Origin of the sequence: Pseudomonas sp. P116, from assembly GCF_020149425.1 — a bacterium.
Lineage (GTDB): Bacteria > Pseudomonadota > Gammaproteobacteria > Pseudomonadales > Pseudomonadaceae > Aquipseudomonas > Aquipseudomonas anatoliensis.
This window is the reverse complement of record NZ_JACVHB010000006.1, coordinates 177150-202058: the sequence shown is the minus strand read 5'-3', so window position 1 is coordinate 202058 and position 24909 is coordinate 177150. Positions and strand designations below refer to the sequence as shown.

Annotated in this window: 25 protein-coding genes; 11 read left to right on the top strand and 14 right to left on the bottom strand. The window is 60.0% G+C overall.

Features of this window, described 5'->3' with window-relative positions:
• Window positions 1–38: 38 nt before the first annotated feature.
• Genes hpf through ICA15_RS21020 form a run of 4 tightly spaced genes read left to right on the top strand, consistent with a single transcriptional unit; the run spans window position 39 to window position 1974 of the window.
• Window positions 39–347: a ribosome hibernation-promoting factor, HPF/YfiA family gene (gene hpf, locus ICA15_RS21035; RefSeq protein ID WP_047299778.1), complete on the top strand. Its 309-nt coding sequence runs from the start codon at window positions 39–41 to the stop codon at window positions 345–347.
• Window positions 348–358: 11 nt separating this feature from the next.
• Window positions 359–823, top strand: a complete 465-nt coding sequence (gene ptsN / locus ICA15_RS21030) for a PTS IIA-like nitrogen regulatory protein PtsN (RefSeq protein WP_042557664.1) — start codon at window positions 359–361, stop codon at window positions 821–823.
• Between the two features lie 2 nt (window positions 824–825).
• Window positions 826–1683: an RNase adapter RapZ gene (gene rapZ, locus ICA15_RS21025; RefSeq protein WP_042557663.1), complete on the top strand. Its 858-nt coding sequence runs from the start codon at window positions 826–828 to the stop codon at window positions 1681–1683.
• 15 nt (window positions 1684–1698) lie between these two features.
• Window positions 1699–1974, top strand: a complete 276-nt coding sequence (locus ICA15_RS21020) for an HPr family phosphocarrier protein (protein ID WP_008085079.1) — start codon at window positions 1699–1701, stop codon at window positions 1972–1974.
• A gap of 91 nt (window positions 1975–2065) precedes the next feature.
• Here the strand turns inward: ICA15_RS21020 and ICA15_RS21015 are convergent, their stop codons facing one another.
• The 6 genes from ICA15_RS21015 to pmbA form a co-directional block, all read right to left on the bottom strand.
• The gene (locus ICA15_RS21015; protein ID WP_210554519.1) at window positions 2066–2959 is read right to left on the bottom strand and encodes a ZIP family metal transporter; all 894 of its coding nucleotides are present in this window, start codon (window positions 2957–2959) and stop codon (window positions 2066–2068) included.
• Between the two features lie 30 nt (window positions 2960–2989).
• Window positions 2990–3601 carry a superoxide dismutase gene (locus tag ICA15_RS21010; RefSeq protein WP_150617132.1) on the bottom strand — a complete coding sequence of 204 codons (612 nt, stop codon included), beginning with the start codon at window positions 3599–3601 and terminating at the stop codon, window positions 2990–2992.
• Window position 3602: 1 nt separating this feature from the next.
• A complete protein-coding gene (locus tag ICA15_RS21005; protein ID WP_042557660.1) occupies window positions 3603–4043 on the bottom strand; it encodes a hypothetical protein in 441 nt (146 codons plus the stop codon).
• A gap of 27 nt (window positions 4044–4070) precedes the next feature.
• Window positions 4071–5447: a class II fumarate hydratase gene (locus ICA15_RS21000; RefSeq protein ID WP_150617131.1), complete on the bottom strand. Its 1377-nt coding sequence runs from the start codon at window positions 5445–5447 to the stop codon at window positions 4071–4073.
• Window positions 5428–5835 carry a FagA protein gene (locus ICA15_RS20995; protein WP_210554518.1) on the bottom strand — a complete coding sequence of 136 codons (408 nt, stop codon included), beginning with the start codon at window positions 5833–5835 and terminating at the stop codon, window positions 5428–5430. Before ICA15_RS20995 ends, ICA15_RS21000 begins: the two co-directional genes overlap by 20 nt.
• 221 nt (window positions 5836–6056) lie before the next feature.
• Window positions 6057–7403 (bottom strand): metalloprotease PmbA, encoded by a 1347-nt coding sequence (pmbA, locus tag ICA15_RS20990; RefSeq protein WP_042557657.1) that lies wholly within the window; start codon window positions 7401–7403, stop codon window positions 6057–6059.
• Window positions 7404–7511: 108 nt separating this feature from the next.
• On the opposite strand from pmbA, the gene yjgA reads away from it, so the two are divergent.
• The gene (gene yjgA, locus ICA15_RS20985) at window positions 7512–8036 is read left to right on the top strand and encodes a ribosome biogenesis factor YjgA (RefSeq protein WP_042557656.1); all 525 of its coding nucleotides are present in this window, start codon (window positions 7512–7514) and stop codon (window positions 8034–8036) included.
• A 51-nt stretch (window positions 8037–8087) separates the two neighbouring features.
• Here yjgA and tldD read toward each other — a convergent pair whose 3' ends face one another.
• From tldD to mreB, 8 genes are all read right to left on the bottom strand, one after another.
• Window positions 8088–9530, bottom strand: a complete 1443-nt coding sequence (gene tldD, locus ICA15_RS20980) for a metalloprotease TldD (RefSeq protein ID WP_042557655.1) — start codon at window positions 9528–9530, stop codon at window positions 8088–8090.
• Window positions 9531–9533: 3 nt separating this feature from the next.
• Window positions 9534–10394, bottom strand: a complete 861-nt coding sequence (locus tag ICA15_RS20975) for a carbon-nitrogen hydrolase family protein (RefSeq protein ID WP_210554517.1) — start codon at window positions 10392–10394, stop codon at window positions 9534–9536.
• A 135-nt stretch (window positions 10395–10529) separates the two neighbouring features.
• On the bottom strand, window positions 10530–14336 hold the full coding sequence (locus ICA15_RS20970) for a YhdP family protein (RefSeq protein WP_210554516.1): 3807 nt from the start codon (window positions 14334–14336) through the stop codon (window positions 10530–10532).
• Between the two features lie 75 nt (window positions 14337–14411).
• Window positions 14412–15869, bottom strand: coding sequence for a ribonuclease G (gene rng / locus ICA15_RS20965; RefSeq protein WP_150604421.1), 1458 nt, complete (start codon window positions 15867–15869; stop codon window positions 14412–14414).
• Window positions 15870–15926: 57 nt separating this feature from the next.
• The gene (locus ICA15_RS20960) at window positions 15927–16523 is read right to left on the bottom strand and encodes a Maf family protein (RefSeq protein ID WP_210554515.1); all 597 of its coding nucleotides are present in this window, start codon (window positions 16521–16523) and stop codon (window positions 15927–15929) included.
• 36 nt (window positions 16524–16559) lie between these two features.
• Window positions 16560–17051 carry a rod shape-determining protein MreD gene (mreD, locus tag ICA15_RS20955; RefSeq protein ID WP_042557650.1) on the bottom strand — a complete coding sequence of 164 codons (492 nt, stop codon included), beginning with the start codon at window positions 17049–17051 and terminating at the stop codon, window positions 16560–16562.
• Window positions 17051–18175: a rod shape-determining protein MreC gene (gene mreC, locus ICA15_RS20950; RefSeq protein WP_210554600.1), complete on the bottom strand. Its 1125-nt coding sequence runs from the start codon at window positions 18173–18175 to the stop codon at window positions 17051–17053. The genes mreD and mreC overlap by 1 nt, the downstream gene beginning before the upstream one ends.
• Window positions 18176–18316: 141 nt before the next feature.
• Complete coding sequence (gene mreB / locus ICA15_RS20945; RefSeq protein WP_002555108.1) at window positions 18317–19354, bottom strand: rod shape-determining protein MreB; 1038 nt, start codon at window positions 19352–19354, stop codon at window positions 18317–18319.
• Window positions 19355–19565: 211 nt separating this feature from the next.
• On the opposite strand from mreB, the gene gatC reads away from it, so the two are divergent.
• The 6 genes from gatC to ICA15_RS20915 all read left to right on the top strand — a co-directional run bounded on the left by gatC (window position 19566) and on the right by ICA15_RS20915 (window position 24894).
• The gene (gene gatC, locus ICA15_RS20940) at window positions 19566–19853 is read left to right on the top strand and encodes an Asp-tRNA(Asn)/Glu-tRNA(Gln) amidotransferase subunit GatC (protein ID WP_007901429.1); all 288 of its coding nucleotides are present in this window, start codon (window positions 19566–19568) and stop codon (window positions 19851–19853) included.
• Window positions 19854–19869: 16 nt separating this feature from the next.
• A complete protein-coding gene (gene gatA, locus ICA15_RS20935) occupies window positions 19870–21321 on the top strand; it encodes an Asp-tRNA(Asn)/Glu-tRNA(Gln) amidotransferase subunit GatA (RefSeq protein WP_210554514.1) in 1452 nt (483 codons plus the stop codon).
• 10 nt (window positions 21322–21331) lie between these two features.
• Entirely contained in the window at window positions 21332–22777 is a 1446-nt protein-coding gene (gatB, locus tag ICA15_RS20930; protein WP_042557647.1) for an Asp-tRNA(Asn)/Glu-tRNA(Gln) amidotransferase subunit GatB, read from the top strand.
• A gap of 260 nt (window positions 22778–23037) precedes the next feature.
• The gene (locus ICA15_RS20925; protein ID WP_150604425.1) at window positions 23038–23412 is read left to right on the top strand and encodes a septal ring lytic transglycosylase RlpA family protein; all 375 of its coding nucleotides are present in this window, start codon (window positions 23038–23040) and stop codon (window positions 23410–23412) included.
• Between the two features lie 46 nt (window positions 23413–23458).
• On the top strand, window positions 23459–24520 hold the full coding sequence (locus tag ICA15_RS20920) for a calcium/sodium antiporter (protein WP_150604448.1): 1062 nt from the start codon (window positions 23459–23461) through the stop codon (window positions 24518–24520).
• On the top strand, window positions 24517–24894 hold the full coding sequence (locus ICA15_RS20915; protein WP_042557645.1) for a carboxymuconolactone decarboxylase family protein: 378 nt from the start codon (window positions 24517–24519) through the stop codon (window positions 24892–24894). The genes ICA15_RS20920 and ICA15_RS20915 overlap by 4 nt, the downstream gene beginning before the upstream one ends.
• The last annotated feature ends 15 nt before the right edge of the window (window positions 24895–24909 follow it).

Below are 24909 nucleotides of genomic sequence, written 5' to 3'. Positions count from 1 at the left end.
CCTGCCGCTTTATGCACTGGCAACGAAGGAGAAGCTGTATGCAAGTCAACATCAGTGGACACCAACTGGAAGTGACCGAACCTCTGCGCGACTACATCAATGAGAAACTTCAACGATTAGAGCGCCATTTCGACAAGATCACCAACGTGCAAGTCACGATGTGCGTCGAAAAGCTTAAGCAGAAAATCGAAGCCACCTTGCATATACCCGGCAGTGAAGTGGTCGCCAACGCAGAACATACCGATATGTATGCCGCGATCGACGCCTTGACCGACAAGCTGGACAAACAACTCAAAAAGCATAAGGAAAAGACCCAGAGCCTGCTCCAGGGCGCGACCGGTCGATAACCCCCTACCCCATGATCCGACTTGAAAGTATCCTGACCCCCGGCCGTTCCCTCGTGAACGTGCCGGGCGGCAGTAAAAAGAAAGCCCTCGAACAGATTGCCAACCTGATCGCCCGTGAAGTGCCGGATCTGGAGATGCAAGATGTCTTCGAGGCTCTGATTGCCCGTGAAAAACTCGGTTCTACCGGTTTTGGCAACGGCATCGCCATTCCTCACTGTCGCCTCAAGGGTTGCCAGTCGCCGATCAGTGCCCTGATGCACCTTGAAGCCCCTATCGATTTCGACGCCATTGATGGTGCGCCGGTTGACCTGCTGTTTGTACTGCTGGTCCCCGAAGCTGCCACCGATGCGCATCTGGAGTTGCTCCGCCAGATCGCCAGCATGCTGGATCGCAAGGATGTGCGCGATAAACTGCGCAGCGCTTCAAGCAATGAAGCCTTGTACCAGGTTGTTGTGGACGAGCAGAGCGGGCAGTAATCATGCGCTTGATCATCGTCAGTGGCCGTTCCGGCTCGGGTAAAAGTACCGCGCTCAATGTTCTTGAGGACAACGGTTACTATTGCATCGACAATCTGCCGGCAGGCTTGCTGCCGGAACTGGCTGAGCGCGCGCTGATTCACACTGAACTGGCGCAACCGCTGGTGGCGGTGTCGATCGATGCGCGCAACCTGCCAAGTCATCTCTCGCGTTTTCCCGAACTGCTTGAAGAAGTGCGCAGCCGCCATATCCAGTGCGATGTGTTGTATCTGGATGCCGACGAAGAAACCCTGCTCAAGCGTTTTTCGGAAACCCGTCGACGCCACCCGCTGAGCAACGCCAATCGTTCGCTGGCCGAGGCGATCCAGGATGAAACAGCCCTGCTGGGACCCATCGCCGATCTGGCCGATCTGAAGATCAATACCACCAATCTGAACCTGTACCAGTTGCGCGACACCATCAAGCTGCGCTTGCTGAGTCAGCCGGAACCGGGCACGGCATTTCTGGTTGAGTCATTCGGCTTCAAACGCGGCATGCCGGTGGATGCGGACTTGGTGTTTGACGTGCGCTGCCTGCCTAATCCTTACTGGAAGCCAGAGCTGCGTGCGCAATCGGGGCTCGATGAGCCGGTGGCCGAATACCTGGCAGCGCAGCCCGAGGTTGAAGAAATGTTCCAAGACATTTTCAGCTACCTGCACAAATGGCTGCCCCGCTTCGCTGCGAGCAATCGCGCCTACGTTACTGTTGCCATTGGCTGCACCGGCGGGCACCACCGCTCCGTCTACCTGACCGAACGCCTGGGTCAGGCCCTGCAGAAAACTCTGAAGAACGTCCAGGTTCGCCACCGCGACCTCACCTAAAGGATTCACACCGCGATGCCTGCTCTGGAAATCGAAATCATCAACAAACTGGGTTTGCATGCCCGAGCGTCGGCGAAGTTTGTCGGGGTTGCCGGTCAGTATCCCGACTGCACGATCAGAGTAGGCCGCACACCAGAAACAACGGTTGATGGCAAAAGCATCATGGCAATGATGATGTTGGCCGCTGGCAAGGGCACAAAGATTTATCTGAGTACCGAAGGCCATCAGGAACAGGAAGCGCTGGATGCGCTGGTGGCGTTGATCAACAACTACTTCGACGAAGGCGGCTGACAGCCAAAATCAAAAGATCGCAGCCTGCGGCAGCTCCTACATTGGAATGCGTTTCCTGTAGGAGCTGCCGCAGGCTGCGATCTTTTGATCTTCAACCCAGCGCCGTATCCATCACCATCATCAGACAAAACCCGATCAGCAAACCAAGACTGGCCAGCTTGTCATGACCATTGCGTCGCGACTCCGGAATCACTTCGTGGGTCACCACCAGCAACATCGCGCCGGCCGCCAGCGCCAGGCCTAACGGCAACAGCACCTGCGCCAGACTGACCAGCCACGCACACGACAGCGCAAACACCGGCTCGACCAGCCCTGACGCCGCGCCGATCAAGAACGCCTTGACCCGTGACATTCCTGCTCCAGCCAATACCAATGCAATCACCAGTCCTTCCGGTACGTCCTGCAAGGCGATGCCCATGGCCAGGCTGTCCGCGTCCGGCATGCCGCCGCCGGCCGATACCCCAACCGCCATTCCCTCAGGGATGTTATGGGCAATGATGGCGAACACGAACAACCAGATCCGCGGTGGAATCACCGGATGCTCGACGGTGCCAACGAGCATTTCCGGTGATGCACCGGACACCTTGCGATCCACCAGATACAGGCCGAACGCACCGAGCATGATGCCAAAGCAGATCAGGCCACTCGCCGCCCACGGTGTCAGACCCAGACTCTCTGCGGCAGCAATGCCCGGGACAATCAGCGAGAACGCCGTCGCCGCCAGCATCACCCCGGCACCGAAACCCAGTAATGTGTCGCTGAGCGCCAAAGGCATGCGCCGAATCACCAACACTGGCACCGCTCCGAGCGCGGTGCCGAGCGCGCAGATTGCGCCCCCCTGCAACGCCCGCGACAGCCTCGGTTCCAGATTCAGCCATTGCAGTCCGTGAGCTGCAAGCAAGGTCATGCCTGCCAGCAGCAAGAGCGATCCCACTGCGTAACGAAACATACGCCCGCTTCCGACCGCCAGTGTTTCAGTGCCCATAGTCAGCCTTGAATTGTTTTTTTAGGAGACTTAAACCAGTGCAGCCTGATAGCGCGCAGCCACTTCAGGCCAATTGATCACGTTGTAGAAGGCGTTGATGTATTCCGGCCGACGGTTCTGGTAGCGCAGGTAGTAGGCGTGCTCCCAAACGTCGAGGCCGAGAATCGGCGTATTACCGTTCATCAACGGACTGTCCTGATTACCGCTGCTTTCCACGACCAGTTTTTTCTCCGGGGTCACGCTCAGCCAGGCCCAGCCACTGCCGAAACGCGTCAGCGCAGCTTTGGTGAATGTTTCCTTGAAACTGTCGAGGCCACCCAGCTGTTCGTCGATGGCCTTGGCCAGCACACCGTCCGGTTTGCCGCCACCGTTGGGCACCATGACTTCCCAGAACAGCGAGTGGTTGGCGTGGCCGCCGCCCTGATTGATAACAGCAGCGCGAAGTTTTTCCGGCAACTGCTGAACGCTGGCCACCAGTTTTTCCACCGGCCATCCCGCGTATTCAGTGCCTTCCACCGCAGCGTTGAGGTTATTGATGTAGGTCTGGTGATGCTTGGTGTAGTGGATTTCCATGGTCTGCGCATCGATGTGCGGCTCCAGGGCATCGTAGGCATAAGGCAAGGCAGGCAAGGTAAAAGCCATTTCAATGGACTCCATGGTGATGTGGGGCTGGTGCGCGGCGCGCATTGCCGGTATCCGGGTGCAACAGACGCTGGGTACGCGGGTATTCGCCGTGGTCGCTGATGAAATTCAGCAGCTCGACGTAAGTTTTGCTGCTCTGGCGCAGCGCCGCCTCACGCAGCGCGAGGCGCTGACGTTCGTCCTGCATCGTCTGCAACAGCCGTTGATGGATTGCGCAAAGGTATTCGGCGCTCTCCTCCGGCTGATTCAGGCGCAGGTGCAGATCCGCCAGGTTGTGGTGGGAGATGACGCAGGCCGCCACCGCTTCGTCGGCATCGGCCCAGCGTTCGAACAACACTTGCGCCAGGGCCAGCGCTTGCAGGTAAGCCTCACGGGCATCGATCAGCTCGCCCAACATGAAGCAGCGATTGGCCCGTTCGATCGTGCGTTTCCAGTGCTCCATGGTGAGCCTCCAAAGCGGTTGCGGGGATTACACGCCGCCAGCGGTGAGTTTCTCGGGGTTGAGTAACTCTTCCAGCTGACTGCGCGACAGGTCGGTGTGCTCCAGCGCGACGTCGATCACCGGGCGACCCTGTTTGTAGGCCTGCTTGGCGATTTCGGCGGCTTTCTGGTAACCGATGATCGGGTTGAGTGCGGTGACCAGAATCGGGTTGCGCGACAGCGCTTCCTTGAGCCGCGACTCGTTGACCTTGAAGCTGGCGATGGCTTTGTCACCCAGCAGGCGACTGGAGTTGGCCAGCAGCTCGATGCTGCTCAACAGGTTCTGGGCAATGATTGGCAGCATCACGTTCAACTCGAAATTGCCCGATTGGCCGGCGATGGTGATCACCGAGTCGTTGCCGATCACTTGGGCGGCGACCATGGCGGTCGCTTCCGGGATCACCGGGTTGACCTTGCCCGGCATGATCGACGACCCCGGTTGCAGCGCCTCAAGCTCAATTTCGCCGAGACCGGCCAAGGGACCGGAGTTCATCCAGCGCAGGTCGTTGGCGATTTTCATCAGCGACACAGCGATGGCCTTGAGCTGCCCGGAGACCGCAACGGCGGTGTCTTGCGAGCCGATCAGCGCGAACAGGTCTTTGCCTTGGGTGAACTGCACATGGGTCAACTGGCTCAGTTGACGGCTGAACCGCGCAGCGAATTCCGGATGCGCGTTGATCCCGGTACCGACCGCCGTCCCGCCCTGCGCGAGGGATTGCAGGCTGGGCAGCAAGTCTTGCAAATGACCGATGTTGGCCTTCAGTTGCTGCGCCCAGCCGTTGAGCACCTGGCTCATACGCACCGGCATCGCATCCATCAAATGCGTACGACCGGTTTTGACGTGGTGATGCACTTGCTCGGCTTTGTGCTCGATGACCTGCACCAGATGCAGCAGCGCCGGCAGCAATTGTTCGTGCAGGGCCAGCGCAGCACTGACGTGGATGGTGGTCGGGATGATGTCGTTGCTGCTCTGGCCGCAGTTGACGTGATCGTTGGCATTGACCGGCTCGCCGAGCAGGCGACTGGCCAGGGTCGCGATCACCTCGTTGGCGTTCATGTTGGAGCTGGTGCCGGAGCCGGTCTGGAAGATATCCACCGGAAAATGCAGCATGAAATCGCCTTCAAGCAAGCCTTGGGCCGCGTCGCTGATGGCTTTGCCCTGAGCGGCGCTGATCTGGTTGAGTTCGACGTTGGCCCGGGCCGCGGCGGCTTTGGCCAGGATCAACGCGCGGATGAATTGCGTCGGCATCGGTTTGCCGCTGATCGGGAAGTTATCCACTGCGCGCTGGGTTTGCGCGCCGTAGAGAGCGTCCACCGGCACCTGCAATTCGCCCATGCTGTCGCGCTCAATACGAGTCTTGGTCATCAGTAAATCCTTGCACCAGTTCAATAAGAGGAATCGAGGGTTGCAACTCGCACGTCGCCAGTTGCCAGGTGTAGCATTGCCAGCGTTTGAGCCGGCATTTGCACAGCGACAGGCGCTCCATTTCACGCAAGGGGCGCCAGGCTTGATCGAGACAGAGGCTGCGCCAGTGCCACGGCAACGCGATGTCGGTGGCCGTGTCGAGCAGCAATCGGAAGGAAGTTTCAGCGACAGTCCAGGGCGAGGTTGCCGTGCAACAAGACAGATACCGGCCCTCGGCCAGGTAATGTTCGATCAGGCGCGGTTCGTCAGGATCCATCGCGCATCGGATCTGACGACTCATCCAGCGCCAGCTTTCGAGGTACGGCTGCTCGTGCAAGGCAGAACTCATGATCCCGGGCTCATTCGATAATGAGATTTATTATTAGTTGATAATGAGAACCAACACAAGAGCGCTCTTTGTAGGAGCTGCCGCAGGATGCGATCTTTTGATTTTGGTTTTTAGAAACAAGATCAAAGGATCGCAGCCTGCGGCAGCTCCTACAAAAGCAGGCATAAAAAAGGCGCGCCACCCGATCGGGTGGCGCGCCTTTTTGTGTACCGGGTGGAGGTTTAGCTGCCCGCCACCGTCATTCGCTCGATCAACACCGAGCCTGTGCGGATGTTGCTGCGCAGTTCCAGATCATTACCCACGGCAACGATTTGCTTGAACATGTCGCGCATGTTGCCGGCGATGGTCACTTCCTGCACCGCGAACTGAATTTCGCCGTTCTCCACCCAAAAACCCGCCGCCCCGCGCGAATAGTCGCCGGTCACCATGTTCAAGCCATGGCCCATCAACTCGGTGACCAACAACCCACGGCCCATGCGTCGCAGCAATGCAGCCTGGTCTTCGTCGCCATGGGTGACGAACAGGTTGTGCACGCCGCCAGCGTTGGCGGTGCTCGGCATGCCGAGTTTACGGCCGGAGTAAGTACCGAGGATGTACGACACCAACTCGCCTTTCTCGACGAACGGTTTGGCGTAGGTCGCCAAGCCATCTCCGTCGTAAGAAGCACTGCCCATGGCGCGCATCAAGTGAGGACGTTCATCGATGGTCAGCCACTCGGGAAACAGTTTCTGGCCCAGCGTGCCTTCCAGGAACGACGATTTTCGATACAGGCTGCCGCCGGAAACCGCCGAAAGGAAGCTGCCGAACAACCCACCCGCCAGTTCGGCGGAAAACAGCACCGGCACTTCACAGGTCGGCACCGGACGCGCGCCCAAGCGGCCCGCCGCTCTTTGCGCGGCACGTTGGCCGATGCTGACCGGGTCGGCCAGCAACTCGCCCTGACGACTCACGTCGTACCAGTAATCGCGCTGCATCTGGCCATCGGCCTCGGCGATCATCACGCAGCTCAGGCTGTGCCGTGTCGACGCATAGCCACCGATGAAACCGTGGCTGTTGCCATACACGCGGCAGCCCTGATGGGTGCTGAGTGTGGTGCCGTCGGCGTTTTTGATCCGCGCATCGGCATCGAAAGCAGCCGCTTCACAGAGCAACGCTTTCTCGATGGCCTGTTCCGGGGTGATGTCCCATTCGTGGAACAAGTCGAAATCCTGCTGATCCCTGGCCATCAACGCCGCATCGGCCAAGCCAGAGGCTTCATCCTCGGACGTGTGCTTGGCGATCGCCAGTGCGGCAGCCACCGTCTCGCGAATCGCATCAGGGCCAGTGGCGGACGTGCTCGCAGAGCCTTTGCGCTGGCCGACATACAAAGTGATGCCAAAGCCCTGATCGCGGTTGAATTCGACTGTTTCGACCTCGCGCTGACGCACTGATGTCGACAGGCCCTGCTCCAGCGACACCGCGACTTCGCAGGCACTGGCGCCCTGGCGCTTGGCTTCGGCGATGATCTGCTCGACTTGTTCCTGCAGTGCCGGCAATGCCTGCGGGCCGACGCTTTGAACTGCACTCATGCTCATCTCCACTCAAATTCTGCTTTCGGCTGGGGCCATCGAGCGACCGGGCCGGACAAGCGGCCCCCGACTGGTTATCATGGCGGCGTTTCTTTGCGGACTGCCACCATGGTTGATTCTTACGACGACTCCCTCGATACGGGAGAAAAAAGCAAATCTCAGGTCAAACGCGAGCTGCATGCTCTGGTTGACCTTGGCGAGCGCCTTACAACACTCAAGCCTGACTTGGTGGCAAAACTGCCACTGACCGACGCGATGCGCCGTGCCTTGGCCGATGCGCCGAAGCACACCGCGAATATCGCGCGGAAACGGCATTTGCAGTTCATCGGCAAACTGATGCGCGATCAGGACACTGACGCGATCCTCATTTTGCTCGATCAACTCGATGCCTCCACTCGTCAGTACAACGAGCGTTTCCACAATCTCGAACGCTGGCGTGACCGCCTTATCGCCGGTGATGATGCCGTGCTGGAGAAATTCGTCCTGGAATACCCGGACGCCGATCGCCAGCAACTGCGTTCCCTGATCCGTCAGGCTCAGCATGAGGTTGCGCAAAACAAAGCGCCTGCCTCAAGCCGTAAAATCTTCAAGTACATCCGTGAGCTGGACGAGACTCAACGCGGTCTGCGTTGATATTCGCCACCGGGTGGCCGCCCTGCGCGCCACCCGAAGCTCCATCCCTTCTTATGCGCCCGTGCCACCCACGGTGATCGCATCGATTTTCAGCGTCGGCTGGCCAACACCCACGGGTACCGACTGCCCATCCTTGCCACACGTCCCCACACCGCTATCGAGCGAAAGATCGTTACCGACCATCGACACCCGGCTCATGGCCTCAGGGCCGTTGCCGATCAACGTCGCACCTTTGACCGGCGCGGTGATCTTGCCGTCTTCGATCAGATACGCCTCGCTGGTGGAGAACACGAACTTGCCGCTGGTGATATCGACCTGGCCGCCGCCGAGGTTGGCGCAATAGATGCCTTTCTTCACCGAGGCGATGATTTCGGCCGGATCGCTTTCGCCGCCCAGCATGTAGGTGTTGGTCATCCGCGGCATCGGCAGGTGCGCATAGGATTCACGGCGACCGTTGCCGGTACGGGCTACGCCCATCAGGCGCGCGTTGAGCTTGTCCTGCATGTAGCCCTTGAGCACGCCGTTTTCGATCAACGTGGTGCACTCGGTCGGAGTACCTTCGTCGTCGACGCTCAGCGAGCCGCGACGGCCGCTCAAGGTGCCGTCATCGACAATGGTGCAGAGCTTGGAAGCAACCATTTCGCCCATACGGCCGCTGTAGGCGGAGCTGCCCTTGCGGTTAAAGTCGCCTTCCAGACCGTGGCCGACTGCTTCGTGCAGCAGCACACCCGACCAGCCCGAACCCAGCACCACCGGCAGCGTCCCGGCCGGTGCCGGAATCGCTTCCAGGTTCACCAGCGCCTGACGCAGCGCTTCACGGGCATAACCCATGGCGCGGTCTTCAGCGAGGAAATAACGGTAATCGGTACGCCCACCGCCGCCATGGCCGCCGCGCTCGCGACGGCCGTTCTGCTCAACAATGACGCTGACGTTAAAGCGCACCAGCGGTCGCACATCCGCCGCCAGACCGCCGTCGGTGGATGCCACAAGAATGCGTTCCCAGACCCCGGCCATGCTTACGCTGACTTGCTGGATACGCGGATCGAGCGCGCGCGTAGCGACGTCGATGCGCTTGAGCAATTCGACTTTCTCGGCACGGCTCAACACTTCCAGCGGATTGTCCGGCGCATACAACTGAGCGACGTCCTGAGTGGTGAACGCCTGCACCGTGCCGTTCTGCCCGGCACGGGAAATCGAACGGGCCGCACGCGCCGCAGCGCCCAGGGCTTCAAGGGTGATCGCGTTGCTGTAGGCGAACCCGGTTTTTTCACCGGACTGCGCACGCACACCGACACCTTGGTCGAGGTTGAAGCTGCCTTCCTTGACGATGCCGTCTTCCAGCGCCCAGGACTCGGAGATCTGGCCTTGGAAATACAGGTCGGCAGCATCGATGCCCGGGCCCGCCAAATCGCCGAGAACGCTTTGCAGACTCTCGATCGTCACGCCGCCGGGCGCCAAAAGGTGATCACTGACTGAGGACAACAACTCGCTCATGGTTTAGGCCTTAAATTCATGTTCTGAAGCAGGTCGCTGTGCGCCCTGCGAGAAAAACCGCCGATGACTCGTCACCGGCATCCGCGCCCTGATGGACGCTTGTTCATTGCTGTCGCGTTCGGCCAGCAACACCGCTTCGCCTTGATCCTGATTCGCCAGCACACGGCCCCAAGGGTCGACAATCGCCGCATGCCCAAAGGTTTCTCGCGGCCCCGGATGGGTTCCGCCCTGCGCAGCCGCCAGCACATAACACTGTGTCTCGATAGCCCGCGCGCGAATCAATACATCCCAATGCGCCGCGCCGGTCACGGCGGTAAAGGCCGATGGCGCGGTAATCAACTCGGCACCGGCAGCGCGCAATTCGCTGTACAGCTCCGGAAAGCGCAGGTCGTAACACACGGTCAGACCCACTTTGCCGACCGGTGTATCCGCAACCACCACACCACTGCCATAAGCATAGTCATCGGATTCGCGGTAACGGCCGCGATTGTCCGCTACATCCACATCAAACAGATGCAACTTGTCATACCGTGCAACGGTTTCGCCCTGATCGTCGACCAGCAGCGAACACGCGTGTGATTTGCCCGTCGGCTGATCGACCGGCGGCAACGGCAAGGTACCGGCCACTATCCATAACTTGAGGTCGCGGGCGGCCTGTTTCAACCATGGCAGGATCGGTCCTTCGCCAAGGGCTTCAGCGCGGCCGATATCGGCGATGTCGCGACGGCCCATGGCGGCGAAGTTTTCCGGCAGCACCGCCAGCTTCGCGCCACCGGCCGCCGCCTGCTCAAGCAGGCGCCGGGCCTGGGCCAGATTGGCCAGCACGTCACTCTGGCTGACCATTTGAATCACCGCTAAAGACATGGCCGCTCCTGGCTGGAATGAATGACGACCTGTAGGAGCTGCCGCTGGCTGCGATCTTTTGATCTGGCTCTTCTAAAACAAAAGCAAAGATCGCAGCCTTCGGCAGCTCCTGCACGGGCGCTTGCCTCATGCTACTCAAAAAGGTTTGTCGAAAGTGATTTTCGGCTCTTTCCACGGACCTTTGACGGTGTATTTCACACTGGCAAAGCGTGACACACGGTCGCCGATGAGCTTGTCGATCAGGAACAGCGCCCCCCCGACCGCCGGAGCACCCACAAGCAACGCGGCAATCGGCAGATTGTTGGTCACCGGTAATGTCACCAGCAACTTGGCGTCGACCTGTTCAGCCACCAGGTCCAGCTTGCCGTTGAGCTCAATGTTGCTCGATGGCCCGGTCAGGCGGATTGGCTCTTTGGTATCGTAAACACCGTTGGTCGCCACGAGCAGGCCTTTGACCCGGTCATAGCTCAGACCTTTGCCAAACAGGTCGGAGAAGTCCAGACGCAGACGACGGCCGATGGAGTTGAAGTTGAGCAGCCCGAACACTCGCAAAGCCTGCGCGCCGCCCTCCACCTCGACAAACTGGCCCTTGTTCAGCGACGCATCGAGGGTGCCGGAAAAACGCTTGGTCGCCAGCCACGCCGGCGAACCCGGCCAGCGGCCATCGACGTCCATGTGAAACTCTTGACTGGTCACACTCGGCGCGAAGCCCCAGCCCTTGAGGACATCGGCGAGGTTCTTGCCGCCGATCCGGCCCTTGAACCAGCTAGTGCTGGAACCCGGTGCACCCTCCCAGCCGCCATTGCCCTGCAACAGGATGCCTTTGAGCCCCATGTCGAGATTGTTCATGGCGATGCCTTTGCTGGTCGGGCGGATCTTCAGCGACCAGCCACCGACCAGATCCTGGCCCAGGAACAGTTGATTGATGGTGATATCCAGCGCCGGAATTTTCGTCGGATCGACAGACGCCAACGGATCAGGCGAATTCTCGTCAGCCTGCACCGTCGGATCCGGCGCCGGCAGTCGCACGTATTGCAGGTTCACCGCAATCGGCGCGTTTTTGGCGTCTGGCAGGCCAGCAGTGCCTTTGGCTTGCTGACTGTCGAGCGCCAGATTCCACGCCCCCGGTTTGCGATTCAGTTGCACCGAGGCCTGATCCAGCGTCGTGCCAAATGCTGTCAGCTTGCCGATCTTGAAATCGGCACTGCTCAACAGTTGCTTGGCATTGCCGCCCGGATCCTGTCCGGCGTACTTGCTGACCAGATCCTGCCAGGGTGCGACGTCCAGCTCCGACAGCACACCGCGAACCCGCAAACCCTTGGCGCCCGGCAACACGGCTTCGCCCTCCCCGAGGAACAACTCACCGCGGCCCTGGGCAAAATCAGCCGGCGGCGCAGCAAAGGTGAAACTGGCCAACTGACCATAACTGACCCAGTAACGCCGCTCCTGCCCTTGCAAGGTCATGCGGAAAACGGTGTCTCGACCAACATCCGCCGCCATGCCAAACGGTGCTGGCAGATCGACCGCCACACCTTTGAGGTTAGAGCTGACCATCAACTGGCTATCGTTGCCGTCCAGATTCAGTTGCAACTGATAGGGAATCGTCCCGGACGCTGGCAGCGGTTGAGTGACGCCGAGCCAGTCGGTCAGTTTCTTGACTTCAACCTGCCCCGTCGCAGCGACACGGGTCTTGAGCTGGTTGGCGCTGCCATCAGCGAAAATCTGCGCAGTGACCGGCTTGTCGAACGCTCGGGCAGCGATATTCTGCCCGCTCAGACCCTTGGCGCTGTCGAAGCGGAAATCACCCTTGAGTTGCGTCAGCTCCAGTTTCGGCTCCGCCAGTTTCAGCCTTGCATTGGCGGTCTTGAAGTCGACGACGATTTTCGGCTGGTCGCCGCCCTTGTCCAGCGGCACGTCGAGTTTGAGCTTGCCTTGCAGATCCCCCGCGCCTTCCCATCCGGCAAAGGTTTCGCCAGTGCCGATCGGTGCATCCTGAAGAATCTTCAAACCGTCACCCAGACCACCCGCGAACGCACCGTCGAGGTACATATGGGTATGCTGTCCGGCCGGGACATGGGGAATATTGACGAAAACGTTGCTGACCTGGGTGTCGAGCAATTGGCCCTTGCTGGCCCAGATCCGCACGCCGCTGTCCTCGATGAACACGTCGCCACTGACCTTGCTGACATGCGGCCAACCCGGCTGGAAGGCCAGTTCGGCGTCATGCACCTTGAAGAACAGACTGATGCTGCGATCAGCCTCCCCGGCGTTCTTGCTTAGCGAGCCTTGATACTGGAAGAAACCCTGATCCACCGCGCCTTTGAGAATCGCCGTGCGCAACCATTCATCCAGCGCCGGGCTCAGCACTTCGGGCAAGTACTTGGCGGTGTAGCGGCCGTCGCCGTCGACCAGACCGACCCGCAGGTCCATGTAGTCTTCCTGACTGTGATCGAAATGCAGACGAATCAGGAAGTCACCGGCAATCTTGCCCTCTTCGCCCAGCACCTTAAGGTACGGAGCGATCAGGGTGAAGCCGTCCTTATCAAGCTTCCAGGTGAGTCGGGCGTTGGCCTGAATGTATTGCCATGGCTTGGCGAAAATCGGATCGAGGTGCAGGACAAAATCCTTGCTGTCCATGCGCAGTTCACCACCATCGAGGTTGCCGCTGAGGCTACCGCTGACATTTCGCGCCGCCGGAGCGCCGTGATAGGCATCAAACCCGACGTTATCGAGATTGGCCGCGAAGCCGAATTTGGTTCCGTCAGTGGCATTCGGGCGGAAATCCAGCAGAACATTGCGCAGGCCGCCGGTGACCTTCAGGCGCTCCACGGCTGTAGCGACACCCTGCGGCAACGGCCCCAACGCGTTGAGCAGTGGGGTGATGGGGGTCAGGTCGAGGCGATCAGCCTGTAAGTGCCAGAGCTCTTCAACCTTGTCAGTGGCGCGGGTCTGCTGCACTTGCACTCGCGATTCCCAGCGGGTTTCACCGAAATTCATCGCCAGCGAATCGAAAGTGACCGTCGCACCTTGGGCACTGTTTTCGTAATAGGCGTTGAGCGCCAGATTGTTGATCTTGATCGGCTTGCGCTCGGCGTAAGCACCGGTCAGTTGCGGGGCATTCAAACGAATCGCGGCACTTTGCAAAGTGCCCTCGGCCCAGTTCACCCAAAGCTCACCGCCGGCCTTGATTTCGGAGAAATTCCACTGCTGTGTCAGACGCTCCAGCAGCCACTTCGACCAGTCGCTTTGCGGCAGGCTGGCGTAGCCTTCCACCGTGCTGTCGCGTAACTGGCTGGGGCGAATCCGCGTGTGCAGGCTCAGCGCGACGGGTTGGCCGTCAGGCAAGGTCAAGCGTGCGTCAAGGCGCTGGCGACTGGCACCGGTCTGCAGATTGAGACCGACATAGGTGAGCGTCATCGGCGGGTGATCCAGCGGCTGCAAGGTCACCTGACTTTCGAGTACCGACAATTGCTGGATCATTTGCGAGCGGTTGAACAGTTGCTCGGGATCCAGCGGCTGATCCTTCTGCACCGGCAAACCTTCAAGCGCCCAGGTGCCGTCCTCGGCTTCCTTGAGGCTGATCTTCAGGCCATTGAGTTCCAGATGAGCGATGCGCACTTCGCGGGCCAACAGGCTGGCCCAAAGATCGGGCACTGCCCGCACACGATCAAGACGCAAGGCATTGGCACCGTCGCCGATCATCACGTCGTGGGCTAACAGGATCGGCGCGAAACCGCTCCAGTTGCCTTCCAGTTCGCCGATCTGCAACGGCATGCCGAGGGCGGCACTGGCCTTGTCTTCGATGTCGGCACGATATTCGGCCACCAACGGCGTCAGTTCGCGACCGAGACTGACGTACAACGCCATCAACACCAGAACCAACGCGCACAGGCCCAGCCCCCAACGGGTGAGTGCGGCCAAAATGCGTGTCAGACGGTCCATGTCAGTTGGCTCCCATGGCAAAAATACTGCGAAAAGCTGAGGCCAGCCGCTGTGAAAAAAGGGTGACGCAGGGGTTCAGAGCAGCACCACGTCATATTGTTCCTGGGAATACATGGTTTCCACCTGGAAGCGTATGGTGCGGCCGATGAACCCTTCAAGCTCGGCGACATTCCCGGATTCCTCGTCAAGCAGCCGGTCCACCACTTTCTGGTTCGCCAGCACGCGATAACCCTCGGCCTGATAGGCCCGGGCTTCACGAAGGATCTCGCGGAAGATCTCGTAACAGATGGTTTCGGCAGTCTTCAATTTGCCGCGACCCTGGCAGCAGCTGCACGGTTCGCACAGCACTTGCTCAAGGCTTTCGCGGGTGCGCTTGCGGGTCATCTGCACCAGGCCCAACTCGGTAATACCGATGATGTTGGTCTTGGCGTGATCGCGTTCCAGCTGTTTTTCGAGGGTTCGCAGAACCTGACGCCGGTGTTCTTCATCTTCCATGTCGATGAAGTCGATGATGATGATCCCGCCCAGATTGCGCAGACGCATCTGCCGGGCTATCGCGGTCGCGGCTTCGAGGTTGGTCTTGAAGATGGTTTCTTCGAGATTGCGATGGCCAACGAAGGCGCCGGTGTTGACGTCAATGGTGGTCATGGCTTCGGCCGGATCGACCACCAGATAGCCACCGGATTTCAGCGGGACTTTGCGCTCGAGCGCTCTCTGGATTTCGTCCTCGACACCGTACAGATCGAAAATCGGTCGCTCGCCCGGATAGTGTTCCAGCCGATCGGCGATTTCCGGCATCAGTTCGGCGACGAACTGCGTGGTTTTCTGGAAAGTCTCCCGGGAATCGATGCGGATCTTCTCGATTTTCGGATTGACCAGATCACGCAACGTGCGCAAGGCCAGGCCGAGGTCTTCGTAGATCACGCTCGGCGCGCCGATGGTTTTGATCTGTTCGTTGATCTGATCCCACAGGCGCCGCAGGTAGCGGATGTCCATGAGGATCTCATCGGCCCCGGCACCTTCGGCGGCGGTCCGCAGAATGAAGCCGCCAGCCTCTTTGATGCCTTCTTTGGCGACACAATCGGTGACCACCTGCTTGAGGCGATCGCGCTCGGCTTCGTCTTCGATTTTCAGGGAAATGCCGACGTGGGCGGTGCGCGGCATATAAACCAGATAACGCGACGGAATCGACAATTGCGTGGTCAGTCGCGCACCTTTGGAGCCGATCGGATCCTTGGTGACTTGCACCACCAGGCTCTGGCCTTCGTGCACCAGCGAGCTGATGCTTTCCACCGCCGGGCCTTCGCGCAGAGAGATTTCCGCGGCGTGAATAAACGCCGCACGATCGAGGCCGATGTCGACGAAGGCTGCCTGCATGCCCGGCAGTACCCGGACAATCTTGCCTTTATAGATGTTGCCGACGATGCCGCGCTTTTGCGTGCGCTCGACGTGGACTTCTTGCAGCACACCGTTTTCGACCACCGCCACGCGCGATTCCATCGGCGTTATGTTGATCAGAATCTCTTCACTCATGGCAGGATCTCGTTCAGGCGTGTTCACGATAATGGCCGCATCTTGTTCGTACGACGCTTATTGCGCGTTCAGGTTTTGCCAACAGGGTATGCCGAAATGGCCCAACAGTTCTGCGGTTTCGCAAACAGGCAGCCCGACCACCGCTGAATAGCTGCCATCAAGCCCCGCGACAAACACCGCGCCGAGCCCTTGAATCCCATAACCACCGGCCTTGTCCCGGGGTTCACCGCTGGCCCAGTAGGCAGCGGCCTCTTCGCGGCTGATCGGCCGGAACCGTACCAGACTGCGCACCACCCGCGACTCGCAGCGCTCGCCTTCGAGCACAGCGATGGCAGTCAGCACTTCATGTTCCTTGCCGGACAACATCATCAGCATGGCGCATGCATCGGCTTCGTCCACCGGTTTGCCGAGAATTTTGCCATCGAGCACCACCGCAGTATCGGCGCCCAGAACGCAAAACGGCGCAGCCGAAACAAGCGTGCGCCGCCCGGCCTCGGCCTTGCCGCGCGCGAGGCGTTCGACGTAGGCCGCCGGTGATTCTTCGGGGAATGGCGTTTCATCGATGTCCGCACTGATGGCGGAAAAAGGAATGCGGATCTGCGTGAGCAATTCACGTCGACGCGGCGATCCGGAGGCGAGGTAAAGCGGCTTCATCAAAACATCCCCTGTTCAGTGGCCTGCTTCACCGGCTCAATTGATTTTGTAGCGGCGGCGTAATCCACGCAAAGCGAAACTGATCCAGGGCCACAGCAAGGCACTGGTCAGTGCCGGCAGCACCAGCGCCAGGGTCGGCTGACGGTTACCGGTCAAGGCACTGAGCCACAACTGCACCAGTTGCGCGAGCCCGAAAATCACCAGAATCACCAGACACTGTTGCCACATCGGGAACATGCGCAGGCGCTGCTGCAATGACAGCACCAGGAAAGTGATCAGCGTGAGAACGAGCGCGTTCTGCCCAAACAGATCGCCCTGCAGCACATCTTCGGCCAGGCCCAGGCAGAACGCCGTGACCATACCCACCGCGTGCGGCATGTAAAGCGCCCAGAACGTCAGCAGCAATGCCAGCCACAGCGGACGCAGGATTTCCATGAAGATCGGTAACGGCGAAACGCTGAGCAATATGCCAACAACGAAGGTCAGCCAGATGATCCAGCCATTTCGGGAGGCTTTGACACCGACCATTATTCTCGTCCCCCAGTGGTGGCTGGCGCCGTTGCCGGCGGTTTGGCAGGTGGTTTGCTGGCGGCAGGAGAAGACGCCGGGGGCTTGGTCGCCGCCGGTGCGGTCGCAGGCGGCTTGCTCGCAGCAGGTTTGACCGGGGTCGCGGCAGGCGTCGTAGCGGCCGGGGTTGGCTCGGTAGCCGGAGCAGCAGGCGCCGGCATGACCAACGGTCGGGAAACCACCGAGGCCGGCATCGGACCGCCGCCATGGGCATCCAGAGCTTCTTGAGCTTGCGCGGCGTCGTTGGCGCGCTCCTCGGCGGTGCGTGAGTCGCTGAACACCAGAAGCAGGTAGCGGCTGCGGTTCAAAGCAGCGGTCGGCACTGCGCGCACGATCGCGAACGGTTGGCCGGAGTCATGGATCACTTCCTTGACCGTCGCCACCGGGTAACCGGCCGGGAAGCGCTGGCCGAGACCGGAGCTGACCAGCAAATCGCCTTCTTTGATATCCGCCGTGTCGGCGACATGCCGCAGTTCCAGGCGTTCAGGGTTGCCGGTGCCGCTGGCAATCGCCCGCAGACCGTTACGGTTCACCTGCACAGGAATGCTGTGAGTGGTGTCGGTCAACAGCAGTACACGGGAGGTGTAAGGCATCAACTCGACCACCTGCCCCATCAAACCGCGCGCATCGAGCACCGGTTGACCAAGCACCACGCCGTCGCGCTCACCTTTATTGATGATGATGCGATGGGTGAAGGGGTTGGGGTCCATGCCGATCAACTCGGCCACTTCGACCTTTTCGTTGACCAGCGCGGAAGAATTAAGCAACTCGCGCAGCCGGACGTTCTGCTCGGTCAGCGCGGCAAGCTTTTGCATGCGGCCCTGATACAGCAGGTTTTCGGTCTTGAGTTTTTCGTTTTCGGCGACAAGCTCGGTGCGACTGCCGAACTGACTGGCGATACCGTCCCACAGCCGTCCGGGCAGGTCGGTGATCCAGTAGGCGTCCATCAACACCAGCGACGCTTGTTTGCGCGCGGGCTTGAGCAGGTCGAAGCGGGCATCGACCACCATCAGTGCGACCGACAACACGGCCAGCACCAGCAGGCGCACACCCAGCGAAGGGCCTTTGGCGAAAAGCGGTTTAATAAGCCGCTCCTCCCAGGCAAATGTTCTGTTTATTCATACGGCATCAAACCGGCCTGGATGAAGACTGACAGAAGATAAACGCCAACAGGCAGCACTGCAAAGTGCTGCCTGTGCGCTCACCCACGTATTGCACTCGGCGACTTATTCGCTCGAGAGCAGATCCATGGTGTGCTTATCCATCATTTCCAATGCACGGCCACCGCCGCGAGCAACACAGGTCAGCGGATCTTCGGCAACGATCACCGGCAGACCGGTTTCCTGGGCCAGCAGCTTGTCGAGGTCACGCAGCAGCGCGCCACCACCGGTCAGCACCAGGCCACGCTCGGCGATGTCGGAAGCCAGTTCCGGCGGCGATTGCTCCAGCGCACTCTTCACTGCCTGAACGATGGTGGCCAGAGACTCTTGCAGAGCTTCCAGCACTTCGTTGGAGTTCAGGGTGAATGCGCGTGGAACGCCTTCTGCCAGGTTACGACCGCGAACGTCGACTTCGCGAACTTCGCCGCCCGGGTAGGCCGTACCGATTTCCTGTTTGATGCGCTCTGCGGTGGATTCACCGATCAGGCTGCCGTAGTTACGGCGCACATAAGTGATGATCGCTTCGTCGAAGCGGTCGCCACCAACGCGTACGGATTCGGCGTAAACCACACCGTTCAGGGAGATCAGTGCGATTTCAGTGGTACCACCACCGATATCGACGACCATCGAACCGCGTGCTTCTTCAACCGGCAGACCGGCACCGATCGCTGCAGCCATTGGCTCTTCGATCAGGAACACTTCACGGGCACCGGCACCGAGGGCCGATTCACGGATGGCGCGACGCTCAACCTGGGTGGATTTGCATGGAACGCAGATCAGCACACGAGGGCTAGGCTGCAGAAAACTGTTTTCGTGAACCTTGTTGATGAAATATTGCAGCATCTTTTCGCAGACGCTGAAGTCGGCGATCACGCCGTCTTTCATCGGACGAATGGCAGCAATGTTGCCCGGCGTACGGCCGAGCATGCGCTTGGCCTCGGTGCCGACAGCAACGACACTTTTCTGATTACCGTGTGTCCGAATGGCCACAACCGATGGCTCATTCAGGACGATACCGCGCTCGCGCACGTAAATAAGGGTGTTGGCAGTGCCCAGGTCAATGGAAAGATCGCTGGAAAACATGCCACGCAGTTTCTTGAACATGGGAAAGGGACCCTAGGCAACGCGTGGGTAAAAAAGTGCGGCAAACTCTAACAACGACAGGGATTTTGGGCAAGGCGCCAATATGTTAAATTGGCCGCTTTTCTGTGCACCAAGCCCCACAATCGCGGCCTTATGACCGTAGAAGTGCGGTAGTGTTCCGACAATCTAACACACGGACGCCGTCCGTTCTGTTTTCCACTGGAGAATCCCGATGGCACTAGAACGCTCCGACGTGGAAAAAATCGCGCATTTGGCCTGCCTTGGCCTTAATGATGCCGATCTTCCGCACATCACCTCGGCCCTCAACAGCATTCTCGGTCTGGTCGACGAAATGCAGGCTGTTAATACCGACGGTATCGAGCCATTGGCCCACCCGCTGGAAGCCAGTCAGCGCCTGCGCGCCGACGTCGTGACCGAAACAAATCACCGCGAGGCCTACCAGTCCATCGCACCAGCGGTCGAAAACGGCCTGTATCTGGTTCCGAAAGTCATCGACTAAAGGGAAAGAGCCTGCAATGCATCAAATGACTCTGGCCGAGATCGCTCGCGGTCTCGCCGATAAAAAGTTTTCCTCCGAAGAGCTGACCAAAGTCCTGCTGGCGCGTATTTCCCAGCTCGATCCGCAGCTCAACAGTTTCATCAGCCTCACCGAAGAGCTGGCGCTTGAGCAGGCGAAAGCCGCCGACGCACGCCGTGCCAACGGTGAGAGCGGCGCCCTGCTGGGTGCGCCGATCGCCCACAAAGACCTGTTCTGCACCCAGGGCATTCGCACCAGCTGCGGCTCGAAGATGCTCGACAATTTCAAGGCTCCGTACGACGCCACCGTGGTCGCCAAACTGGCCGCTGCCGGCGCTGTGACCCTGGGCAAGACCAACATGGACGAATTCGCCATGGGTTCGGCCAACGAGTCGAGCTGGTACGGCGCGGTGAAAAACCCGTGGAATCTGGAACACGTGCCGGGCGGTTCGTCCGGTGGTTCGGCGGCGGCCGTTGCCGCTCGTCTGTTGCCAGCGGCCACCGCCACTGACACCGGCGGCTCGATCCGTCAGCCCGCCGCGTTCACCAACCTCACCGGCCTGAAACCGACGTACGGTCGTGTTTCGCGCTGGGGCATGATCGCCTACGCCTCCAGCCTCGATCAGGGCGGCCCGTTGGCACGCACTGCCGAAGACTGCGCAATTATGTTGCAAGGTATGGCCGGCTTCGATCAGAACGACTCCACCAGCATCGATGAGCCTGTGCCGGATTACTCCGCCAGCCTCAACGAATCGCTGAAAGGCCTGCGCATCGGTGTGCCGAAGGAATACTTCAGCGCCGGTCTCGACCCGCGCATTGCCGAGCTGATCCAGAACAGCATCAAAGAGCTGCAGAAGCTCGGTGCCGTGATCAAGGAAATCAGCCTGCCGAACATGCAGCACGCGATTCCTGCGTACTACGTTATTGCGCCGGCAGAAGCCTCCTCCAACCTGTCGCGTTTCGACGGCGTGCGTTTCGGCCATCGCTGCGAGAACCCGGAAAACCTCATCGACCTGTACAAGCGCTCCCGTGGCGAAGGCTTCGGGCCTGAAGTGCAGCGCCGGATCATGGTCGGTGCCTACGCGCTGTCCGCCGGTTACTACGATGCCTACTACCTCAAGGCGCAGAAGATTCGCCGCCTGGTGAAGAACGATTTCATGGCTGCCTTTAATGAAGTCGACATCATCCTCGGCCCAACCACGCCGAACCCGGCCTGGAAACTCGGCGCCAAGAACAGCGACCCGGTCGCTGCCTATCTGGAAGACGTCTACACCATCACCGCCAACCTCGCGGGCCTGCCGGGCCTGTCGATGCCAGCCGGTTTTGTCGACGGCCTGCCGGTCGGCGTGCAGTTGCTCGCTCCATATTTCCAGGAAGGTCGCCTGTTGAACGTTGCTCACCAGTATCAGTTGAACACTGACTGGCACACCCGCACCCCAACCGGCTTCTGAGGAGACACACATGCAATGGGAAGTCGTGATCGGGCTGGAGATTCATACCCAGCTCACCACCCGGTCGAAAATCTTTTCCGGTAGTTCGACCACGTTCGGCTCCGAGCCGAATACTCAGGCGAGCCTGATCGACCTGGGCATGCCCGGCGTGTTGCCGGTGCTGAACCAGGAAGCAGTGCGTATGGCGGTGATGTTCGGTCTGGCGATTGACGCCGAGATCGGTCAGCACAACGTGTTCGCGCGTAAAAACTACTTCTACCCGGATCTGCCGAAGGGCTACCAGATCAGCCAGATGGAGTTGCCGATCGTCGGCAAGGGCCACCTGGACATCGCGCTGGAAGACGGCACGGTCAAACGTGTCGGCATCACCCGCGCGCACCTGGAAGAAGACGCCGGCAAGAGCCTGCACGAAGAATTCAACGGTGCCACCGGCATCGACCTGAACCGTGCCGGCACGCCGCTGCTGGAAATCGTTTCCGAGCCGGACATGCGCAGCGCCAAGGAAGCCGTGGCTTACGTCAAGGCAATCCACGCGCTGGTCCGTTATCTGGGCATCTGCGACGGCAACATGGCCGAAGGTTCGCTGCGTTGCGACTGCAACGTGTCGATCCGTCCGAAAGGCCAGGTTGAATTCGGCACGCGCTGCGAGATCAAGAACGTCAACTCGTTCCGTTTCATCGAGAAGGCGATCAACTCCGAGATCCAGCGTCAGATCGAGCTGATCGAAGACGGCGGCAAAGTGATCCAGCAGACCCGTCTGTACGATCCGAACAAGGACGAGACCCGTCCGATGCGTTCCAAAGAGGAAGCCAACGACTACCGTTACTTCCCCGACCCGGACCTGCTGCCAGTGGTCATCGAAGAGTCGTTCCTCGGCGAGGTGCGCGCCACCCTGCCGGAACTGCCTCCGCAGAAACGCGAGCGCTTCCAGGAGCAGTTCGGTCTGTCGGTCTATGACGCCAGCGTCCTGGCCACCAGCCGCGAACAAGCCGACTACTTCGAGAAAGTCGCAGCCATCGGCGGCGACGCCAAACTGGCGGCGAACTGGGTGATGGTCGAGTTGGGCAGCCTGCTCAACAAGCAAGGCCTGGACATCGACGAGTCGCCGGTTTCCGCCGAGCAATTGGGCGGCATGCTGCAGCGCATCAAGGACAACACCATCTCTGGCAAGATCGCCAAGGTAGTGTTCGAAGCGATGGCCAACGGTGAAGGCAGCGCAGACGAGATCATCGAAAAGCGTGGCCTGAAGCAAGTGACCGACAGCGGCGCGATCTCGGCGGTGCTGGACGAAATGCTCGCGGCCAATGCCGAGCAAGTCGAGCAATACCGGGCGGCAGACGAAGCCAAACGCGGCAAGATGTTCGGCTTCTTCGTCGGCCAGGCCATGAAAGCCTCCAAAGGCAAGGCCAACCCCCAGCAAGTGAACGAACTGCTGAAAAGCAAGCTCGAAGGCTGATGAAAATGGAGCCAGACCTAAAACCTGGCTCTATCCCCTGTGGGGAATAACCTTCTGTGGCTGGTGCATGTTTGTGGTGAGGGGATTTATCCCCGATGGACTGCGAAGCAGCCCCAAAACCTGAGTTCTCGATTTGTCAGATACAAATCGTACTCAGAGATTGCGGCCGCTTCGCGACCCATCGGGGATAAATCCCCTCGCCACAGAAAGCTCATCCTCCACACAGGCTCACTCCTGCATTAGTTTCGGGAAACCTTTGAATGAAGCGTCTGCTCCTGGGCTGCGCCCTGCTCTCCTTACTCGCCGGTTGCGCCAGCACCGACATCATCGACCCGCACGGTTACGACCAGACCGGCGTCGCCTCCTATTACGGAGCCAAACACCACGGTAAACGCACCGCCAGTGGCGAAGCGTTCAACCAGAATGCCCTGACTGCCGCCCATCGCCAGCTCCCCTTCGGTACCCGGGTGAAAGTCACCAATCTTAAAAACGATGAATCCGTCGTGGTCCGTATCAACGATCGCGGCCCACACACCCGTGGGCGCTTGATCGACGTGTCTCGCGGGGCGGCCGAACAACTCGGTATGCTGCGCAGCGGCACTGCACGGGTTCGTGTGCAGGCCCTCGACGACTGATGGAGCGCCCACCATTTTCGCCTTAGCCGATTTGCCGCTGATCAGCCTGATCGAACTGTTCGCCGGGCTGTGCCTGCTGATCTTCGGCGCCGAACTGATGGTGCGCGCGGCAGTGCGCCTGGCTGCTCGCCTGCATGTGCGGCCGCTGATCATCGGCCTCACGGTGGTGGCGTTTGGCAGCAGTGCGCCGCAAATGGCCGTCAGCCTGCAAGCGGCACAGGCGCATACCCCGGACATTGCGGTCAGCAGCGTGATCGGCAGCAGCATCTTCAATATCCTGGTGACCCTTGGCCTGTCGGCGCTGATCATTCCGTTGCGCGTGTCGCGGCAGTTGGTGCGTCTGGATATTCCACTGATGATCGGCGCCAGTCTGCTGGTGTTCTTGCTGGCGTGGAATGAAGAACTCGGTCGCCTCGATGGCATCCTGTTGCTGAGCGCACTGGCGCTGTATCTGGGTTTGCTGCTGCGCCAGTCGCGGCATTCGGCACGACCGCATTCGGAACAACCGGAAACTGCGCCGGCGTCGTGGTTCGTCAGTGGGCTGATGATCATTGTCGGCCTGGCCATGCTGGTGTTCGCCGGACGCCTATTGCTGGGCGCCGCTGTCGTGGTGGCCACTGACCTTGGATTCTCCGAGCGAGTGATCGGCCTCACTGTCGTTGCTGTCGGCACTTCGCTGCCAGAACTCGCGACGTCGCTGATTGCGGCTCTGCGCGGGCAGCGGGACATCGCCGTGGGCAACGTGATCGGCGCCAATCTGTTCAATCTGCTTGGGGTACTTGGGCTTACAGCACTGATCGCACCGATGCCTTTGTCTGTCTCGCCCAATGCGCTGGATTTCGATCTGCCAGTGATGCTTGGTGTCGCCGCGTTGTGTCTGCCGGTGTTCTATTCCGGCTACCGCGTGACCCGCGTCGAAGGTCTGCTGCTGCTCGGTTTGTATCTGGTGTACGGGCTGCACGTGGTGTCGTTCACCACCGGCATGCCACTGGCCGGCAAACTGGAGCGGCTGATGCTGTTTTACGTTCTGCCGCCGCTGCTGGCGTTTCTGCTGTTCACGTCCGTACGCGCCTGGCGCCGCCAACACCACAAGAGGGATATGCCATGACCGAATCGAAGAAGTCCGGGGTTGAAGTCCGCCGTCAGGTAATGGGCGATGTGTTTGTCGACCGCGCACTGGGCAATGCCACCGAGTTCACCCAGCCTTTGCAGGACTTCGTCAACGAACATGCCTGGGGCGGCGTGTGGAATCGCGAAGGTCTGCCGCTGAAAACCCGCAGCCTGATTACCTTGGCCGCGCTGACCGCGCTGAAGTGCCCGCAAGAGCTGAAGGGCCATGTGCGCGGAGCGCTGAACAACGGCTGCACCGTAGAAGAGATTCGCGAGGCGCTGCTGCATTGCGCGGTGTACGCCGGGGTGCCGGCGGCGATTGATGCGTTTCGTGCGGCGCAGGAAGTGATCGACAGTTATCAGAAAAGCTAAAAGATCGCAGCCTTC

Coding starts and splice junctions, on each gene's coding strand:
- hpf (WP_047299778.1), top strand. CDS start 39: ATGCAAGTCAACATCAGTGGACACCAACTGGAAGTGACCGAACCTCTG.
- ptsN (WP_042557664.1), top strand. CDS start 359: ATGATCCGACTTGAAAGTATCCTGACCCCCGGCCGTTCCCTCGTGAAC.
- rapZ (WP_042557663.1), top strand. CDS start 826: ATGCGCTTGATCATCGTCAGTGGCCGTTCCGGCTCGGGTAAAAGTACC.
- ICA15_RS21020 (WP_008085079.1), top strand. CDS start 1,699: ATGCCTGCTCTGGAAATCGAAATCATCAACAAACTGGGTTTGCATGCC.
- ICA15_RS21015 (WP_210554519.1), bottom strand. CDS start 2,959: ATGGGCACTGAAACACTGGCGGTCGGAAGCGGGCGTATGTTTCGTTAC.
- ICA15_RS21010 (WP_150617132.1), bottom strand. CDS start 3,601: ATGGCTTTTACCTTGCCTGCCTTGCCTTATGCCTACGATGCCCTGGAG.
- ICA15_RS21005 (WP_042557660.1), bottom strand. CDS start 4,043: ATGGAGCACTGGAAACGCACGATCGAACGGGCCAATCGCTGCTTCATG.
- ICA15_RS21000 (WP_150617131.1), bottom strand. CDS start 5,447: ATGACCAAGACTCGTATTGAGCGCGACAGCATGGGCGAATTGCAGGTG.
- ICA15_RS20995 (WP_210554518.1), bottom strand. CDS start 5,835: ATGAGTTCTGCCTTGCACGAGCAGCCGTACCTCGAAAGCTGGCGCTGG.
- pmbA (WP_042557657.1), bottom strand. CDS start 7,403: ATGAGTGCAGTTCAAAGCGTCGGCCCGCAGGCATTGCCGGCACTGCAG.
- yjgA (WP_042557656.1), top strand. CDS start 7,512: ATGGTTGATTCTTACGACGACTCCCTCGATACGGGAGAAAAAAGCAAA.
- tldD (WP_042557655.1), bottom strand. CDS start 9,530: ATGAGCGAGTTGTTGTCCTCAGTCAGTGATCACCTTTTGGCGCCCGGC.
- ICA15_RS20975 (WP_210554517.1), bottom strand. CDS start 10,394: ATGTCTTTAGCGGTGATTCAAATGGTCAGCCAGAGTGACGTGCTGGCC.
- ICA15_RS20970 (WP_210554516.1), bottom strand. CDS start 14,336: ATGGACCGTCTGACACGCATTTTGGCCGCACTCACCCGTTGGGGGCTG.
- rng (WP_150604421.1), bottom strand. CDS start 15,869: ATGAGTGAAGAGATTCTGATCAACATAACGCCGATGGAATCGCGCGTG.
- ICA15_RS20960 (WP_210554515.1), bottom strand. CDS start 16,523: ATGAAGCCGCTTTACCTCGCCTCCGGATCGCCGCGTCGACGTGAATTG.
- mreD (WP_042557650.1), bottom strand. CDS start 17,051: ATGGTCGGTGTCAAAGCCTCCCGAAATGGCTGGATCATCTGGCTGACC.
- mreB (WP_002555108.1), bottom strand. CDS start 19,354: ATGTTCAAGAAACTGCGTGGCATGTTTTCCAGCGATCTTTCCATTGAC.
- gatC (WP_007901429.1), top strand. CDS start 19,566: ATGGCACTAGAACGCTCCGACGTGGAAAAAATCGCGCATTTGGCCTGC.
- gatA (WP_210554514.1), top strand. CDS start 19,870: ATGCATCAAATGACTCTGGCCGAGATCGCTCGCGGTCTCGCCGATAAA.
- gatB (WP_042557647.1), top strand. CDS start 21,332: ATGCAATGGGAAGTCGTGATCGGGCTGGAGATTCATACCCAGCTCACC.
- ICA15_RS20925 (WP_150604425.1), top strand. CDS start 23,038: ATGAAGCGTCTGCTCCTGGGCTGCGCCCTGCTCTCCTTACTCGCCGGT.
- ICA15_RS20915 (WP_042557645.1), top strand. CDS start 24,517: ATGACCGAATCGAAGAAGTCCGGGGTTGAAGTCCGCCGTCAGGTAATG.